General features: G+C 64.6%; 14 protein-coding genes and 1 tRNA gene. 7 read left to right on the forward strand and 8 right to left on the reverse strand.

From position 1 onward, the window contains the following. The first annotated feature begins 110 nt into the window (after window positions 1-110). Both JKL46_RS17720 and pyk read left to right on the forward strand, forming a co-directional pair. Entirely contained in the window at window positions 111-572 is a 462-nt protein-coding gene (locus JKL46_RS17720) for a DUF1036 domain-containing protein (protein ID WP_201835318.1), read from the forward strand. Between the two features lie 2 nt (window positions 573-574). Beyond that, window positions 575-2,011: a pyruvate kinase gene (pyk, locus tag JKL46_RS17725; RefSeq protein ID WP_201835396.1), complete on the forward strand. Its 1,437-nt coding sequence runs from the start codon at window positions 575-577 to the stop codon at window positions 2,009-2,011. Window positions 2,012-2,272: 261 nt separating this feature from the next. Here the strand turns inward: pyk and JKL46_RS17730 are convergent, their stop codons facing one another. From JKL46_RS17730 to cpdR, 5 genes are all read right to left on the reverse strand, one after another. Beyond that, entirely contained in the window at window positions 2,273-3,265 is a 993-nt protein-coding gene (locus JKL46_RS17730; RefSeq protein ID WP_201835320.1) for an alpha/beta fold hydrolase, read from the reverse strand. Between the two features lie 15 nt (window positions 3,266-3,280). Then, the gene (locus JKL46_RS17735) at window positions 3,281-3,886 is read right to left on the reverse strand and encodes a tetratricopeptide repeat protein (protein ID WP_201835323.1); all 606 of its coding nucleotides are present in this window, start codon (window positions 3,884-3,886) and stop codon (window positions 3,281-3,283) included. Between the two features lie 126 nt (window positions 3,887-4,012). Beyond that, entirely contained in the window at window positions 4,013-4,138 is a 126-nt protein-coding gene (gene ykgO / locus JKL46_RS17740) for a type B 50S ribosomal protein L36 (protein WP_009763379.1), read from the reverse strand. Window positions 4,139-4,181: 43 nt separating this feature from the next. Next, window positions 4,182-4,256 (reverse strand) — tRNA-Val (locus JKL46_RS17745). Window positions 4,257-4,344: 88 nt separating this feature from the next. Then, window positions 4,345-4,701: a cell cycle two-component system response regulator CpdR gene (cpdR, locus tag JKL46_RS17750; RefSeq protein WP_099509351.1), complete on the reverse strand. Its 357-nt coding sequence runs from the start codon at window positions 4,699-4,701 to the stop codon at window positions 4,345-4,347. Between the two features lie 174 nt (window positions 4,702-4,875). On the opposite strand from cpdR, the gene JKL46_RS17755 reads away from it, so the two are divergent. Next, window positions 4,876-5,766 carry an N-formylglutamate amidohydrolase gene (locus JKL46_RS17755; protein ID WP_201835325.1) on the forward strand — a complete coding sequence of 297 codons (891 nt, stop codon included), beginning with the start codon at window positions 4,876-4,878 and terminating at the stop codon, window positions 5,764-5,766. A gap of 271 nt (window positions 5,767-6,037) precedes the next feature. Here the strand turns inward: JKL46_RS17755 and JKL46_RS17760 are convergent, their stop codons facing one another. Continuing rightward, window positions 6,038-7,297: an MFS transporter gene (locus JKL46_RS17760; protein ID WP_201835327.1), complete on the reverse strand. Its 1,260-nt coding sequence runs from the start codon at window positions 7,295-7,297 to the stop codon at window positions 6,038-6,040. Between the two features lie 162 nt (window positions 7,298-7,459). On the opposite strand from JKL46_RS17760, the gene hisN reads away from it, so the two are divergent. Continuing rightward, the gene (hisN, locus tag JKL46_RS17765) at window positions 7,460-8,242 is read left to right on the forward strand and encodes a histidinol-phosphatase (RefSeq protein WP_201835335.1); all 783 of its coding nucleotides are present in this window, start codon (window positions 7,460-7,462) and stop codon (window positions 8,240-8,242) included. Here the strand turns inward: hisN and JKL46_RS17770 are convergent. Next, window positions 8,162-9,208, reverse strand: a complete 1,047-nt coding sequence (locus tag JKL46_RS17770; RefSeq protein ID WP_201835337.1) for an alpha/beta fold hydrolase — start codon at window positions 9,206-9,208, stop codon at window positions 8,162-8,164. The genes hisN and JKL46_RS17770 overlap by 81 nt on opposite strands. 194 nt (window positions 9,209-9,402) lie before the next feature. On the opposite strand from JKL46_RS17770, the gene JKL46_RS17775 reads away from it, so the two are divergent. Then, on the forward strand, window positions 9,403-9,861 hold the full coding sequence (locus tag JKL46_RS17775; RefSeq protein WP_201835347.1) for an Hsp20 family protein: 459 nt from the start codon (window positions 9,403-9,405) through the stop codon (window positions 9,859-9,861). Window positions 9,862-10,036: 175 nt separating this feature from the next. On the opposite strand, the gene JKL46_RS17780 is transcribed toward JKL46_RS17775, so the two are convergent. Then, window positions 10,037-11,113 (reverse strand): threonine aldolase family protein, encoded by a 1,077-nt coding sequence (locus JKL46_RS17780; protein ID WP_201835349.1) that lies wholly within the window; start codon window positions 11,111-11,113, stop codon window positions 10,037-10,039. 556 nt (window positions 11,114-11,669) lie between these two features. On the opposite strand from JKL46_RS17780, the gene gltB reads away from it, so the two are divergent. Both gltB and JKL46_RS17790 read left to right on the forward strand, forming a co-directional pair. Further along, window positions 11,670-16,388 (forward strand): glutamate synthase large subunit, encoded by a 4,719-nt coding sequence (gene gltB, locus JKL46_RS17785; protein ID WP_201835351.1) that lies wholly within the window; start codon window positions 11,670-11,672, stop codon window positions 16,386-16,388. A 19-nt stretch (window positions 16,389-16,407) separates the two neighbouring features. Beyond that, window positions 16,408-17,829 (forward strand): glutamate synthase subunit beta, encoded by a 1,422-nt coding sequence (locus tag JKL46_RS17790; RefSeq protein WP_201835353.1) that lies wholly within the window; start codon window positions 16,408-16,410, stop codon window positions 17,827-17,829. The last annotated feature ends 23 nt before the right edge of the window (window positions 17,830-17,852 follow it).

Here is a 17,852-nt window from a genome sequence, read left to right on the forward strand (position 1 = left end):
CGGGCGTGCTGGAAAGCCTTGCTCCGGGCACGCTTCTGACCGACAAGGATTCGCCAAAGTTGTCCCGGCATTGTGCGATTTCATTCCTCCGAATTGACCAAACCATATCCATGAGCGCCGCATTTCTCACATCGTCTGCATTTCGGCGGCGAAGCCTTGCAGTCGCGACGTTTCTCGTCGGCGGGCTCCTGCTGGCAGCCTCGCCTGCCAAGGCGGACCTGCGCCTGTGCAACATGACGTCGAGCAGGGTCGGCATCGCTCTCGGCTATCGGGATGCTCAAGGGTGGGTGACGGAAGGCTGGTGGAACCTCACCTCCCGCGGCTGCGAGACCTTGCTCAAGGGCCAGCTCGGCGGGCGCTTCTATTATATCTACGCCATCGATTACGACCGGGGCGGCGAATGGAGCGGACGCTCCTTCATGTGCACCCGGGAGCGCGAATTCACGATCCGTGGAACGGAAGATTGCCTCGCCCGAGGCTTCGACCGCAGCGGCTTCTTCGAAGTCGACACGGGTGAACAGAAGAGCTGGACGATCCAGCTCACCGAAACGAACCGGCCAGGGGGCCCATGATGATGAGACGCGCACGGCGCACGAAGATTCTAGCAACCTTGGGACCGGCTTCCGAGAACCCGGAGATGATCGCCAAGCTGTTCCAGGCCGGCGCCGACGTCTTCCGCCTCAACATGAGCCATCTGCCCCGCGAGCGCCTGAAGGAGCGGGTCGAGATGATCCGCGCCGTCGAGGCCAAGTTCAAGCGCCCGATCGCCATCCTCGCCGACCTGCAGGGCCCGAAGCTGCGCGTCGGCACGTTCGACGGCGACAGCGCCATGCTGACGCCGGGACAGACCTTCGTCCTCGACGCCGACAAGGCACCCGGCAACACGGAGCGCGTGCACCTGCCGCATCCCGAAATCCTCTCCTCGCTCGAGCCCGGCCATACGGTGCTGATCGACGACGGCAAGCTGCGGCTGCGCGTGAAGAGCGTGAAGGAAGGCTCGGCCACCACCATCGTCGAGGTCGCCGGCAAGATCTCCAACCGCAAGGGCGTGAGCCTGCCGGATACGGTGATCCCCGTCGCCGCCATGACCGACAAGGACCGCTCTGATCTGGAAGCCGCACTCGATGCCGGCGTGGACTGGATCGCGCTGTCCTTCGTGCAGCGTCCCGAGGACGTGGCCGAGGTGAAGAAGGTCGCCCGTGGCCGGGCGCTCGTGATGTCGAAGCTCGAGAAGCCGCAGGCCATCACCCGCCTCGACGAGATCGTCGAGATCTCCGACGCGGTCATGGTCGCCCGCGGCGATCTCGGCGTGGAGATGCCGCTCGAGAAGGTGCCCGGCATCCAGAAGCGCATCGTCCGCACCGCGCGTCAGCTCGGCAAGCCGGTGGTCGTGGCAACCCAGATGCTGGAATCGATGATCACGTCGCCGGTGCCGACCCGCGCCGAGGTCTCGGACGTGGCAACCGCGGTCTATGACGGCGCCGATGCGGTGATGCTCTCGGCCGAGAGCGCCTCCGGCCAGTACCCGATCGATGCGGTCGCCACCATGAGCCGGATCGCGGAGGAGGTCGAGCAGGACCAGAATTACTGGTCGATCATGCGCACGCTCAATCCGGAACCGGAAGCGACGGGATCGGACGCGATTGCGGCCGCCTCGCACCAGATCGCCGATACGCTCAACCTGAAGACCGTCGCGGCCTGGACCTTCTCGGGCTCGACCGCGTTCCGCATCGCCCGCGAGCGGCCGAACTCGACGGTCATCGCGCTCACCCCCAGCATCAACACCGCCCGCCGACTGGCGCTGGTCTGGGGCGTGCACTCGATCCGCACCAAGGATGCGAGCGACATCGACGACATGGCGTTCCGCGCCTGCAAATTCGCCCTGCGCGAAGGCTTCTCGAAGGTGGGCGAGCGCATCATCATCGTCGCCGGCATGCCCTTCGGCACGCCCGGCGCCACCAACATGGTGCGCATCGCCTTCGTCAATCAGGAGCACGCCGCTCAGGCGTGATGAACAGAACCACAAGGCTCGGCATTCGCCTCGATGAAGGTGCCGAGGCCTTCCCTCCCCCTTATGGGGAGGGATTTGAGGGTGGGGTCGCAAAGTCCGGGCGATGTGTTTCGTAAATCTCTCGACGTCATCACCGGCCCTGTGCCGGTGATCTCGATCGGGAGAGCGCAGCGTTTCACAGTATCGGGATGGCCGGCACAAGCCCGGCCATGACGTGGCGGGTTTGACGGTCCTGTGCCACCCGGTCGAACCACCCCGCCCCTAACCCCTCCCCGCAAGGGGGAGGGAATCCATAGGCGAAACACTTTCCGCCAGGGCCTCGATGGCGGAGAGGACCTTCTCCCCCTCGGCATATTGTGGCATGTGGCCGATGCCCGGCAGCAAGATCAGCTCGGCGCCAGGCACCTCGCGGGCGAAGGCGCGGCTGTGAAGATCCGTCCAGACGATCTGGTCCTCGTCACCCGCGATCACGATCGTCGGCAGACCGATATCCCCGTAGCGCGCGCTCTGCTTCACCACCGCGTCGTACATGACGGCGAAGTCCTGCATGTTGGCCTCAAAAGTTTCGGGCCGGAAGGCCAGCGGGATCGAAGCCTTCTTCACGATGCCCCGCGGGGCGGCCTGAGGCCGGAACGTCTTCGTCTTGATCCAAGGACGAAGCATGAGAAGGACCGGCACTGCGAGAGTGCGGAACATCAGCCAGCCTATCCATGAATCGATCAGGCGCCTGTACCAGCCGATGGTGCCGCCCGGCCAGGGCGAAGTGATGCCGGAGAGCACGACGATCGCCCCCGTCACGTCGGCATGATCGAGGGCGAGGTTGGGAACCACGGTTCCAGCCCAGGAATGTCCCACGACGACCGCGTTGCGAACGCCCAATTGCCTCAAGGCACCCGCGATGAGCGCAGCCTGCCGGGCGGGCTCCGCCTCTCTCAATCCGGGCCTGCGCTCGCTCCAGCCATGACCCGGGCGGTCGAAGGCGATGATCCGATAGCGTTTCGAGAGTTTGGAGCCGAGGCCCAGCATGGATTCGACGAGATTGGACGAGGCCCCATGCAGCAGGACGATCGTCCCGCGCGGTTCCCGGCGCTCGGGCCCGTCCTCACGGTAATGGATCCGGCAGCCCTCGACCGCGACGAACAGGCCGGACGGCGGGAAGCGCCGCTCGATGCACCAGGCATAAAGATAGGTGAACGCCGCTCCCGAGCCGAGAACGAGGAGCAGGACGACGATGGTGGAAAGCAGCAGGGACATCCCTGCAACGTGGATTTAGAGATCCTGGCCGTCAACCTCGGGGCTGAGGCGGTTCACGATGGTCTTCACGTCGGACATCTGCGGATTGATCGTGAGCACCCGGCGATAGGCCTGCAAGGCCCGCGCCTTGTCGTCCGAGGCCATCAGGATGTGGCCGAGGCCGGTCCAGGCATTGAAATGCCGCGGCTCGATCTTGAGCGCCCGGCTCAGGTCGGCCATGGCGGCGACCGGATCGTCGAGCTGGTAGAACACGGTCGCGCGCTTGTACCAGGCCTCGGCCCAGTTGGGCTGGAGCGCCAGAACCCGGTCGATCAGCTCGATGGCGAGGGGAAAGTCCTTCTTTCCGTAAGCCTCGGCCGCCCGGTTCAGGAGAAGGTCGGCCGTATCGGAGCCGGAGCGGGCGAAGCGCCGCTCGATCAGGGAGGCAACGCCCTCTGCCTCCCGTTCCGTCTGGGCCTTGCCGAGACGCTCGAAGAGTTCATCCAGGGTGGATGCACGGGGTCGGGCCTGGGGCGGAGCGGCCTGCTCCTTCGGATCCTTCGGCCGCGCGCGCTCCTGCGCCTGAAGCGGGAGGGCGGCAAAGCTCAAGGTGAGGGCCAGCAGGCACGCGAAAAAACGCATGCCGGGATTTTAGGGTCCCGGCATGCGCGGTCAATTCAGATTATCGTGTGCGGCAACGCCGCAGCGCGACTCTAGGGTCGCATCGCTTTTTCCGGGGAACCGGTATCCACTTCCCCGCGCGATGCTTTAGCCCTGGCGAGCCTTGTAGCGCTTCTGGGTCTTGTTGATGATGTAGACCCGGCCCTTGCGACGAACCAGCTGGTTGTCGCGGTGACGGCCGCGGATCGACTTCAACGAGTTACGGATCTTCATATCCGGTCTCCTGCGGCCCTTCGGGAAGGCCGGAAAAAGAAAATGGTGGGCGCGGCTGGGATCGAACCAGCGACCCCTACGATGTCAACGTAGTGCTCTCCCGCTGAGCTACGCGCCCGGGAAACGGTGATTTTGACGTCCCGCTTCGGCTGTGGGGGCGATATACCCACAAGCGGGCCCTGGCGCAAGCCTTGAGGCGCCCTTTTTTAGGCCGCCATCATTTTATCGACTTCGCTCACCAGGTCCCGCAGGTGGAACGGCTTCGACAGAACCTTGGCGTCCCGCGGAGCCTGGGAATCCGGATTGAGCGCGACGGCGGCAAAGCCGGTGATGAACATCACCTTGATGTCCGGATCGAGCTCGGTGGCCTTGCGGGCGAGCTCGATGCCGTCCATTTCCGGCATGACGATGTCCGTCAGGAGGAGCTCGAACGGCTCCTCGCGCAGGCGGTTATAGGCAGAAAGCCCGTTGTCGAACGAGGCGACGTCGTAGCCCGCGTTCTCCAGCGCCTTCACGAGGAAGCGGCGCATGTCGTTGTCATCTTCGGCAAGTAGGATCTTCATCGGTTGCCAGCCCCGAATCGTGGCGAAAGTGTTCACACCTTCATGAGGGATCGGGGTAAACAAGCCGTGAAAGAACGACGCAGCTTTGCTACGATATTGTCATGGACAGTGAACTGCCCATCCTTACACTGATCCGAAGACCTGCTTCGTTTTTCCAAGACAGCCAATATCCTGATGCGGCCAGCCATCGTCGATGAGTTCGACCCTCCCTTCACCGTCACCGAACCTTCGGCGCAGACGATCCCCTTCGTCTTCAACGTGCCGCATGCGGGAGCGGTCTATCCAGCCTCCTTTCTGGCGTCGTCGCGGCTCGATGCCGTCGCGCTCCGGCGTTCCGAGGATGCCTTCGTGGATGAGCTCTTCGGCTCCGTGATGGATCTGGGCGCGCCACTCATGACCGCCCGCTTCCCGCGCGCCTATCTGGATCTGAACCGGGAGCCCTATGAGCTCGATTCCCGCATGTTCGACGGTCGCCTGCCGCCCTTCGCCAATACCCGCTCCATGCGGGTGGCCGGCGGGCTCGGCACGGTGCCGCGGATCGTGGCCGACGGGCAGGAGATCTACCGCTCCCGCCTCCCCGTCGACGAGGCGCTCCACCGGATCGAATGGCTCTACAAGCCCTACCACCGGGCGCTTCGCCTTCTCGTCCGCCGCACGGCCCAGATCTTCGGTCATGCGGTCCTGATCGATTGCCATTCCATGCCCTCCACGAGCGTCAGCCGGGAAGATGGCACCAAGGCGGACATCGTCTTGGGCGACCGCTACGGGACAAGCTGCGCGCCCCTCCTGATCGATCTCGTGGAAGCGGCCCTGCGCGGACGCGGTTACACGGTGATCCGCAACAAGCCCTATGCCGGCGGCTTCATCACCGAGCATTACGGCGAGCCTGCCTTCGGGCGGCATGCGCTCCAGATCGAGATCAATCGCTCGCTCTACATGGACGAGCGGAGCATGCAGAAAAAGCCCGCCTTTGCGGTGCTGGCGGCGGACCTGACCCGCACCTTCGCGCAGGTGATCTCCGATCTCGACGGCGAGTGGGTGACGAGGCCGATCGCGGCGGAATAAGCCCTAAAGCATCGGACCCAAAAGTGGACTTGCGCTTTTGGGATGAATCCGATGCTTTCTGCTTAGAATGAGAGCAACCCTTAAACATGGCCGGGGACCGGGCCATTGTCCCGATCGGCCTCAGGCAAGAAAAAAGGCCACTGTTGCCAGCGGCCCGAAGTTTAGGGAGGAAACGCCCAAGAAGGGCTGCGATAAGGCGACGCCATCGCCATATCGCAATGCAATAATTACACCGCATCGCACAAATTGCAAGACCATTCGTTCGAATTTCTTATGCTTTAGTTGCATGCCTGCCCGGATGAGGGTCGATAGCCCTGACATAAAACGCAAGGCTGAGGAGCAGCCACCCGGCCAGGGCCGCAAAAACGAGGCGATAGCCCTCCGGCCGGTAGAGACCCTGGTCCGAGCGTCCCGCAAGATCGATCAGCATCCCGGTCACGCTTTGCGACAGGAAGGCGCCTCCCATGGTGCCGATATTCATGAGCGTGATCCCGCGCCCGGTGAGCGCCGCTGGAAAGAGCGACTTGCCGTGGCTGGTCAGGATCGGCGTATAGGCGACGCTCAGGCCGAACAGGGGGAACCAGACCATGGCGGAGGTCTGGTCGATGGGCATGGTGACGATGATGACCAGAAGCAGGATCGTGGCCGTGCTGCCGATCAGGACAGGCTTCTTGTAGCTGAGAAAGAAGCGGTCCATCGCTCCCCAGAGCAACATGCCGCAGATCTGGGCGGTCGCCCCGAGCAGTAGGACCTGTCCCCGCGTTCCGATATCGGCCCCGTGCACGTCGGACAGCCATGGTCCGCCCCAGAGCCCGATCACCGAGGCGAAGCAGCCATAGGTGGTCAGGTGCATGAAGAAGATCGGCCAGAAGGACCGCACGCGCAAGGCCTCTGCCACGCCCTGGAATGTGGCGGCCCAGGTTTCCTTAGGCTTTCCCGAGCCCAGATCCCGCGGCACCACGAAGACGATTGCGAGCGCGACGACGATCGTCAGAAGGGCGACGGCAAAGAACGATGCCCGCCAGCCGAAGGCGGCGGCAGAGGCGGCAAGCGGCGCGGTCGCGGCGAGCGTGCCGATATTGGCGAGCCCCATCTGCAGGCTGGTGAGGCTCGCGAAGCGCTCCGGCGGAAAGCGCCGGGCATAGATCACCAGCGGCGCCATGAAGAAGGTGGAGCAGCCGAGCCCCATCAGCGCCCGCGCGGCAATCAGCATGGTGGCGGACGACGCCAGCGAGAAGAGAACGGTGCCGAGGACCGTCAGCACCGCCGTGCCCAGCATGGTGCGTTTGGGACCGTAGCGGTCGATCAGGATGCCGATGGGGATCTGAACCGCCGCGAAGGCGAAGAAGAAGGCGCTCGACAACAATCCCGTCTGGGTCGCGGTGAGGCCGAGCTCGCGGGCGAGATCGTTGGCGATGACGCCGATGGAGTTGCGCAGGAACTGGCTGACCGCATAGATCGCGACCAGCGCCGCGACGAGAACGAGGGCCGCCTCGGAGCGGGTGGTGCCAAGCTTGGACGCAACGTTCATCGGCTCATGGTCCTTCGAAGTCTGTCGAACGGGCCGCTTCGAAAAATTGCGACCCACCGCTATTCCGGCGCCGCTCTCTTGCCGCACGTGAAGCGCTTGATAAAAGCTCATGGCACGCGGGCCAAGGCTGCCCGCATTAGTCTTTCAGGGGATTCGCACATCATGGGGCTCATCGACTTCACGCATTTCGTCAACGAGCTCGCAACCCAGTCAGGCCAGGCGATCCTACCCTTCTTCCGCACCGCCATCGCCACCGAGGACAAATCCCGCGGCGGCTCCTTCGACCCCGTCACCGAGGCCGACCGAGCGAGCGAGGCGACCATGCGCCACCTCATCAAGCGCAGCTTCCCCACCCATGGGATCGTGGGCGAGGAATTCGGCGCCGAGAACCCGGATGCGGATTACGTCTGGGTGCTCGATCCGATCGACGGCACCAGGGCCTTCATCGCCGGCCTGCCCACCTGGGGCACCCTGATCGGCCTGACCTACAAGCGCCAGCCGGTCTTCGGGATGATGCACCAGCCCTTCACCAGCGAGCGCTTTTTCGGCGACGGCGGCAGCGCGACCTACCGGGGACCGGGCGGCGAGCGCAAGCTCAGGACGCGCCGCTGTACCTCGCTCAAGGAAGCGGTGATCTCCACCACGAGCCCGAGACTCTTCGCCGGCGACGAGCTGCGCGCCTATGACCGGGTCGAGAGCGTCGCCCGGCTCGCCCGCTACGGCTGCGATTGCTATGCCTATTGCATGCTGGCGGCGGGCCATATCGACCTGGTGGTCGAGTCCGGCCTCAAATCCTACGATATCGCCGCCCTGGTGCCGATCATCGAAGGGGCCGGAGGCATCGTCACCACCTGGGAGGGCGGCTCAGCGGCCGATGGCGGGCGCATCGTCGCCGCCGGCGACCGCCGGGTCCATGCCGCCGCCATCGAACTGCTCAGTCGCTAGATCCCTGCGTGCCCCTGGCACCGGATCGGGCGTGCCGGGAATGAAGGCGTCGAAGGCGGCCCAGAACTGCTCCCGGATCGCATCGCGCTCCATCAGGATCTCGTGCCGGGCGCCGGGGATGACGATCACCGAGCCGGCCTTCAGGCGGGAGGCGAAGCGTTCGGTTGCGGGCGTCGCGCAGACGGGATCGGCCCCGGCCGCCACGATGAGCGTCGGCAGGCGAATTTCGATCGCATAGCGCGGATCGGCGAAGCGCTTCATCATGCGGAAGGCGCCGTCGAGCCAGGCGACCGTCGGAGCGCCGATCGCGCCGGCGCCGATGGCATGAGCGACTTCGGCATTGCGGGCGTAGCGCTTAGGGTCGCTCGTGAGACGATTGCCCTTGAACGGCATGGTGGAAATGGAAGTCTCCCCGCCGCCGGGGACGAACATGCCGCCCATCCCGAGAAAGCGCAGAATCCGCGCCAGAATGGCGGAGGCCCGCGTGCGCTTGATGATGCAGAGCGCAATCATCGGCGTGGTCGTCACGAGCCGGCGGAAGGGCAGCCAGGTCTCGTAGGCGGCGTTCAGGGCAATCGCGCCGCCCATGGAATGGGCGAGGCCGAAATGCGGCTCCGGCATATGCGGCACCAGGATCCGGTCGCGGATCGCCTCCAGATCGTGCCGGAAATCGGAAAAGCGCCGGACATGGCCCTTGCGCCGGTTGCTCACCTGCCGCCCCGAGAGCCCTTGCCCGCGCCAGTCGAAGGTAACGACGGCAAAGCCGCGGTCCAGCAGTTCGCCCACCGTCTCGAAATACTTCTCGATGAACTCCGCCCTCCCCTGCAGGACGCAGACGGTGCCAAGCGGCGCCTCGGTCTCGGGCATCCAATAGGCGGCCCGGAGCGGAATGCCGTCGCGGGTCGTGACGCTCAGCAACGTGGGATTGCCGGGCACAGGGTTGTCGGGGGTGGTGATGAATTCCACAGGAGCGGTCCAGGGTCGAAGAATTGCAACTCAATATAGGGCAAATTCCACGCTGTGAACGACCCTCTTGAAAGGTCCCGCGCCGCTTCCCAAATCGAGTTCGTGCCGGCCATGACGGCGGCACGCTAACCGGGATCCAGCCTCTCCAGGTGGATCCTCACTTCAAGCATGTTGCTTCTATCGGAGGATATGCCATGCGACAGTACGATCTTGCTCCCCTCTACCGCAACACGGTCGGTTTCGACCGTCTCTTCTCGATGCTCGACCAGCTCGTCAGCGTCGATGCGGCCCCGAGCTACCCGCCCTACAACATCGAGCGCACCGGCGAGAATGCCTATCGCATCTCGATCGCGGTTGCCGGCTTCACCGATCGCGACCTGACCATCGAGGTCAAGGAGAACACCCTCTCCGTCCGCGGTGAGCGCAAGCCCTCTGACGAGCGCAAAGTCGACGTTCTCCATCAGGGCATCGCTGCCCGCAGCTTCGACCGGCGCTTCCAGCTGGCCGACGGCGTGCAGGTGATGGGCGCAGCCCTCGAGAACGGCCTGCTCCATCTCGACCTCGTGAGGGAGATCCCCGAGGCGAAGAAGCCGAAGCTCATCCCGATTTCCGCAAGCAGCGTACAGACCATCGAAGCCAAGCAGGCTGCGTAACGGTCTCTGAAAACCTATCCCAAACGAAGAGCGCCCCGGTTCATGCCGGGGCGCTTTTTTAATTCTGGATCCTGGTCCTTGGTCGGTCCCGCTGGGGCTGGAGGGGCCCCGTTGGTTGGGTCAAGGGTCTCTGGAGATGATCAATCGCGGGTGATTGCGGCAGGGTTAGGGCAATTCACTCGGCCGCTTGGCGCGATAATCCCGAAGAGACAGCCTGCAGCAGCCTCTGCACATCGTCCTCGCGGGTCGCCCAGGAGGTGACGAGACGGATCAAGATCTCGTGATCCCCCACCTGCTCGGTCTCCGGCAAGCTCAGTTCCGTCCAGGGACTGTAGAGAATGCCGGCTGCTTTCAGGGCATGGTCGAGAGCTTTGGGGATGATCGGGAACACCTCGTTGGCTTCCGTCGGCCAAGCGAGCCGGATGCCCGGAAGCTGCGTGAGCCCGTTCGAGAGCATCGTTGCCATGCGGTTGGCATGGCGCGCATTGTCGAGCCAGTGATCGCTGCCGAAATAGCCCTCGAACTGCGCGGCGATGAGCCGGCCTTTCGAAATGATCTGGCCGGCGCGCTTTGCCCGATAGCCGAGCGATTCCGCCAGTTCCGGCCGGAACACCACGATGGCCTCGGCCATCAGGCCGCCGTTCTTGGTGGCGCCGAAGGACAGGATGTCGACACCCCGCTTCCAGGTCATCTCCGCAGGCGTGCAGCCGAGCGCCATCAGCGCATTGACGAAGCGGGCGCCGTCCATGTGGAAGGCCATGCCGTGATCACTGCAGACCTGGCCCAGGGCTTCGATCTCGTCGAGCCCGTAGACCATGCCGCACTCGCTGACCTGCGAGATCGAGAGCGCCTTCGGCGGCATCTGCTTCACCGCCTTGGGCAGGCCGCGCAGATAGGCATCGACGTCTTCGGGTTTCAGCTTGGCGCCGACGCCCGGGAGACCCGCGAGCTTCGCCCCGTGCATGAAGAACTCCGGCGCGCCGCATTCATCGTCGATGATGTGCGCTTCCCGGTGGCAGACGCAGAGCCCGTAGGGCGGCACGGCGGCGGAGAGAGCGAGCGCATTGGCGGCCGTTCCCGTCGTGACGAAGAAAACGGATACCTCGCGCTCGAAGAGCTCGTCGAAGCGCGCCCTGACCCGGTTCGAGATCTCGTCGTTGCCGTAGGCCGTCATCGCGCCGGCATTGGCGCCGAGGATAGCCTGGAGAACGGGAGCGCTGCCCCCGACGATGTTGTCGCTCGCGAAGTTCATGCCCTGTCTCGTAGACCATCGGCCCTGAAAGGGGAATGGCTCCCAGGCTCGGGTGCCATGCTTCCGCATCGGAAGAGCCAGTTGCGAGAGCCGGGCAACATGTCAAGATCATTGACCCATCGGCGGAGACTTTCGTTCCTAAGGCAAAAAAGCTGCTTTTGTTACATTCGGAGTCGCCGGCTTGTAACTTTTGTCTAAAATTTTTCTAAACCCTCTTGTGCAGTGCGGAGATCTCTGGCACTTTGCCCTCATTAGGACAGCGATGCTGTCCCTTTTGGGGTGCCTACACCCTGTCCTACGCCCTGGGGTTTTCTTGATGCTTCGCGCGACGCGAACGAAACGAGATACCACGAAAGCCGCCCGCAAAACGTGGGCGGGACGGGCGACTCTGGGCTGACGACAGCCCAAGGTGCCCGCGAGGTGCGGGCTCCCCTGCCGGACCCAACCCTCGAAAGCCTTAAAGAAGCGGCGGGCACTCCGGACGATCCGATCATCCGGCGGGCCCAAAAGCCGCCTCAAATGAACCTGAATACGCGTTCGGATGTGAGGATCTGCCATGAGCGACGAGCCGACCAAGAGCCTGGAAATCGAAGTGCCGAGCCGCACGGCCACGATGGCTGACAAAGTCCGCTTCGTGCGCGATCCAGGCCTGCCGGCCGCCCAGGGCCTCTACGATCCAGGCAACGAGCAGGATTCCTGCGGCGTCGGCTTCATCGCCGACATGAAGAACCGCAAGTCGCACGACATCGTCGAGCAGGGCCTGTCGATCCTGCACAATCTCGACCATCGCGGCGCCGTGGGCGCGGACCCGAAGATGGGCGACGGCTGTGGCATCCTGGTTCAGATCCCGCACAAGTTCTTCGCGGCTGAGTGCGCCAAGGTCGGCATCTGGCTGCCCGAGGAAGGCCAGTACGGCGTCGGCCATCTGTTCATGCCCCGCGATCCGGAAGGCTTCCAGCTCGTCGAGGAGATCGTCACCAAGGCGATCACGGACGAGGGCCTGCAGGTTCTCGGCTGGCGCGAAGTGCCGGTGGATTCGAGCGATCTCGGCGAGAGCGTGAAGGCGACCGAGCCGCAGCACCGCCAGATCTTCATCGGCAAGGGCAAGGGCATGGACGAGCCTGAGACCTTCGAGCGCCGCCTGTTCATCGCCCGCAAGGTGATCTCCAACGCCGTCTACGACATGAAGGACGCGCGGACCGCCGGCTATTACCCGGTGAGTCTCTCCTCGCGCACCATCGTCTACAAGGGCATGGTGCTGGTCACCCAGCTGCGCGACTACTATCTCGACCTGCAGGACGAGCGCTTCGAGAGCGCCATCGCCCTCGTGCACCAGCGCTTCGCCACCAACACCTTCCCGACCTGGCAGCTCGCGCATCCCTACCGCATGGTCGCCCATAACGGCGAGATCAACACGCTTCGCGGCAACGTGAACTGGATGGCCGCGCGCCAGGCCTCCGTCGATTCCGAACTCTTCGGCAACGACATCTCGAAGCTCTGGCCGATCTCCTATGAGGGCCAGTCCGACACCGCCTGCTTCGACAACGCGCTCGAATTCCTGGTCCGCGGCGGCTATTCGCTGTCGCATGCCATGATGATGCTGATCCCGGAGGCCTGGGCCGGCAACCCGCTCATGAACGACGACCGGCGTGCTTTCTACGAGTATCACGCCGCCCTCATGGAGCCGTGGGACGGCCCCGCCGCCGTGTGCTTCACCGACGGCAAGCAGATCGGCGCGACGCTCGACCGCAACGGCCTGCGCCCCGCGCGCTATCTCGTGACCGACGACGGCCTCGTGGTGCTCGCCTCCGAAATGGGCGTGCTGCCGATCCCGGAAGAGAAGATCGTCGAGAAGTGGCGCCTGCAGCCGGGCAAGATGCTGCTCATCGATTTGGAAGAAGGCCGCATCGTTTCCGACGACGAGATCAAGCAGCAGCTCTCGAACGCCCATCCCTACAAGGATTGGCTGAAGCGCACGCAGATCGTGCTCGAGGATCTGAAGCCCGTGCAGGCGCGCGAGTCGCGCACGGACGTATCGCTCCTCGACCGCCAGCAGGCCTTCGGCTATTCGGCGGAGGACCTCAAGCTGCTCATGCAGCCCATGGCCGTGACCGGCCAGGAGGCGGTCGGTTCCATGGGTTCGGACACGCCGATCTCCGCGCTCTCCGACAAGTCGAAGCTGCTCTATACCTATTTCAAGCAGAACTTCGCCCAGGTGACGAACCCGCCGATCGATCCGATCCGCGAAGAGCTCGTCATGAGCCTCGTGTCGTTCATCGGCCCGCGCCCGAACATCCTCGATCTCGAAGGCACCTCGCGCCGCAAGCGCCTCGAAGTGCGCCAGCCGATCCTCACCAACGAGGATCTGGAAAAGATCCGCTGCATCGGCCATTTCGAGGACCGCTTCGACACTAAGACCCTCGACATCACCTATGATGCCGAACTTGGCGCCTCAGCCCTCGACGGCGCCCTCGACCGCCTCTGCGATCGCGCGGAAGCGGCGGTCCATGGCGGCTACAACATCATCATCCTGACCGACCGCATGGTGGGACCTGACCGCATTCCGATCCCGGCGCTGCTCGCCACTGCCGCTGTGCACAATTACCTGATCCGCAAAGGGCTTCGCACCTCGGTCGGTCTTGTCGTCGAGAGCGGCGAGCCGCGCGAGATCCATCATTTCGCCTGCCTTGCCGGCTATGGCGCCGAGGCGATCAATCCCTATCTCGCCTTCGAGACCATCGAGGCGATGCTCGAAAACGGCGAGTTGCCGGAGGAAGTCGACGCGGACGAGGCGATCAAGCGCTACATCAAGTCCATCGGCAAGGGCCTGCTCAAGGTGATGTCCAAGATGGGCATCTCCACCTACCAATCCTATTGCGGTGCGCAGATCTTCGATGCTGTCGGCCTCAAGTCCGAGTTCGTGGCCCGCGACTTCTTCGGCACGGCGACCACCATCGAAGGCATCGGCATGGACGAGGTGGCGGAGGAGAACGTGCGCCGCCATCGCGACGCCTTCGGCGACGCGCCGATCTACCGCAACGCGCTCGATGTCGGCGGCGAATACGCCTATCGCCAGCGCGGCGAGGTGCATGCCTGGAACCCCGACACGGTCGCGACGCTGCAGCATGCCGTGCGCCTCAACGCCGAGGAGCGCTATCGCGAATTCGCGCGCCTCGTGAACGAGCAGGACAACGAGCTGAAGACCATCCGCGGCCTCTTCCGCATCAAGAATGCCGAGGAAGCGGGACGTGCGCCCGTCGATCTGAGCGAGGTCGAGACGGCGCAGGAGATCGTGAAGCGCTTCTCCACCGGCGCCATGTCCTTCGGCTCGATCTCGAAGGAAGCGCACGAGACCCTGGCGCTCGCCATGAACGCCATCGGCGGCAAGTCCAACACCGGTGAGGGCGGCGAGGAGCCTGAGCGCTTCCGCGTTCTGCCGAACGGCATGTCGAAGCGCTCCGCCATCAAGCAGGTGGCCTCCGGCCGCTTCGGCGTGACGACGGAATATCTCGTCAATGCCGACATGATGCAGATCAAGGTCGCGCAGGGCGCCAAGCCCGGCGAGGGCGGCCAGCTGCCGGGCCACAAGGTCGACGCGAAGATCGCCCGCGTGCGCCACTCGACTCCGGGCGTCGGCCTCATCTCGCCGCCGCCGCACCATGACATCTACTCCATCGAGGATCTGGCGCAGCTTATCTTCGACCTGAAGAACGTGAACCCGGGAGCCGATGTCTCCGTGAAGCTCGTCGCGGAAGTCGGCGTCGGGACTGTTGCGGCAGGCGTCGCCAAGGCGCGCGCCGACCACATCACGATCTCGGGCTTCGAGGGCGGCACGGGTGCGTCTCCCCTCACCTCGCTGAAACATGCGGGCTCGCCCTGGGAGATCGGCCTTGCCGAGACGCAGCAGACCCTCGTGCTCAACCGCCTGCGCGGCCGCGTGGCGCTCCAGGCGGACGGTGGCCTGCGCACGGGCCGCGACGTGGTGATCGCAGCTTTGCTCGGTGCCGACGAATACGGCTTCTCGACCGCGCCGTTGATCGCAGCCGGCTGCATCATGATGCGCAAGTGCCATCTCAACACCTGTCCTGTCGGCGTCGCCACGCAGGACCCGGTGCTGCGCAAGCGCTTCAAGGGCCTGCCCGAGCACGTGGTCAACTACTTCTTCTTCGTCGCCGAGGAAGTGCGCGAACTGATGGCTCGGATGGGCTTCCGTACCTTCGACGAGATGATCGGCCAGTCCGACCTTCTCGACAAGAACGCGGCTATCGACCACTGGAAGGCGAAGGGCCTCGACTTCACCAAGCTGTTCCATAAGCCGGAGGCCGGCCCGAACGTGGCGATCCGCCACCAGGAGCGACAGGCCCACCCGATCGATAAGGTGCTCGACCGCGAATTCATCGCGCAGGCTGGTTCCGCGCTGGAGAACGGCGAGAGCATCGCCATTGAATCGAAGGTGAAAAGCTCCGACCGCACGGTCGGCGCCATGCTCTCCGGCGAGGTCGCCAAGCGCTACGGCCACGAGGGCCTTCCCGACGACACGATCACCGTGAATCTGAAGGGCACCGCGGGCCAGAGCTTCGGCGCGTGGCTTGCGGCAGGCGTCACGCTCAACCTCGAGGGCGAGGCCAACGACTATGTCGGCAAGGGCTTGTCGGGCGGCAAGATCATCATCGCGCCGTCGCCGAACTCGCAGGCCGCCCCTGAGCACTCCATCGTCGTCGGCAATACGGTGATGTACGGCGCCATCGCGGGCGAAGCTTATTTCCGCGGCGTTGCGGGCGAGCGCTTCGCCGTGCGCAACTCCGGCGCCATCGCAGTGGTCGAAGGCACGGGCGATCACGGCTGCGAATACATGACCGGCGGCCTCGTGGTCGTGCTCGGTCAGACGGGGCGCAACTTCGCGGCCGGCATGTCGGGCGGCATCGCCTATGTGCTCGACGAGGACGGCACCTTCACCAAGCGCTGCAACCTGTCCATGGTCGATCTCGAACCGGTCGAGGAGGAGGAGGACCTGATGCGCCGCCTCCACCATCACGGCGGCGATCTGGAGACCAAGGGCCGCATCGACATCATGGCCAACATGTCCGGCCCCGATGAAGAGCGCCTGATGCAGCTCATCACCAATCACCACACCTATACGGGCTCGACGCGCGCCAAGGAGATCCTCGACAACTGGACGACCTACCGCACGAAGTTCGTGAAGGTCATGCCGGTCGAGTATCGCCGTGCGCTCCAGGAGATGGATCGTCTCCGGACCCTGCAGGCAGCGGAATAAGGAATTTTAAGGCAAACCCATGGGCAAGGTCACAGGCTTTCTCGAATACGACCGGCAGGAGCAGAAGTATCAGCTCGCCGGAGAACGTGTGCGCCACTTCCGCGAGTTCACGCTGCCGCTCGACGACAACGACCTGAAGAAGCAGGCGGGACGCTGCATGGATTGCGGCATCCCCTTCTGCCACGGTCCGACGGGCTGTCCCGTGCACAACCAGATCCCCGATTGGAACGATCTGGTCTGGTCCGACGACTGGGAGGAGGCTGCGCGCAATCTCCACACCACCAACAACTTTCCGGAATTCACCGGCCGCATCTGCCCGGCGCCGTGCGAGGAAGCGTGCACGCTCAACCTCGAGAACCAGCCGGTCACGATCAAGACCATCGAGCAGGCCATCGCCGACAAGGCCTGGGAAATGGGCTTCATCAAGCCCGAGCCGGCCGAGGTCTCGACCGGCAAGCGGGTTGCGGTGATCGGTTCCGGCCCTGCCGGCATGGCGGCCGCCCAGCAGCTCGCCCGCGCCGGCCACGAGGTGCATGTGTTCGAGCGCCAGGCGAAGCCCGGCGGGCTGCTGCGCTACGGCATCCCGGACTTCAAGATGGAGAAGTACCACATCGACCGGCGCGTGAAGCAGATGGAGGCCGAGGGCGTGGTCTTCCATTGCGGCGTCAACGTTGGTGTCGACAAGAGCTTCGCCTCGCTCCACAACGAGTTCGATGCGGTGCTCTTTGCCGGCGGCGCCGAGGATCCGCGCAATCCGAACCTGCCGGGACAGGACCTTGCGGGCGTGTATTACGCGATGCCCTATCTCACCCAGGCCAACCAGCGCATGGGCAGCGAGGAGGTCACCGCTGATCCGATTCTCGCGAGCGGCAAGCACGTGGTGGTGATCGGCGGCGGCGACACGGCCTCCGACTGCGTCGGCACGGCCTTCCGCCAGGGTGCGCTCTCCGTGACCCAGCTCGACATCCGTCCGAAGCCGCCGGAGCGCGAGGACAAGCTGACCGTGTGGCCATACTGGCCGACCAAGATGCGCACCTCCTCGTCCCAGGCCGAAGGCGCCGAGCGCGAGTTCCAGGCTGCGACGCTCGGGCTGGAGGGCAAGAAGGGCCGCGTCACGGGTGTTCTGTGCTCCCGCGTCGACGAGAAGCGGCAGCCGATTGCCGGATCCGAATTCGTCCTCAAGGCCGATCTCGTCTTCCTCGCCATCGGCTTTGCCGGCTCGGTGAAGGCAGGTCTGCTGGAGGAATCCGGCGTTGCCATGGACCGGCGCGGCAACGTGGTCGCCGACGACAGGAGCTACCGCACGTCGAGCGAAAAAGTGTTCGTCGCGGGCGACATGCGCCGCGGCCAGTCGCTTGTCGTCTGGGCGATCCGCGAAGGCCGTCAGGCCGCCCGCTCCATCGACATCTTCCTGACGGGCGCCAGCATCCTGCCGGCGTAGGGACGACGATAGCCCGTCAAGAT

Source organism: Microvirga zambiensis WSM3693, assembly GCF_016735695.1.
In the GTDB taxonomy this organism is placed as follows: domain Bacteria; phylum Pseudomonadota; class Alphaproteobacteria; order Rhizobiales; family Beijerinckiaceae; genus Microvirga; species Microvirga zambiensis.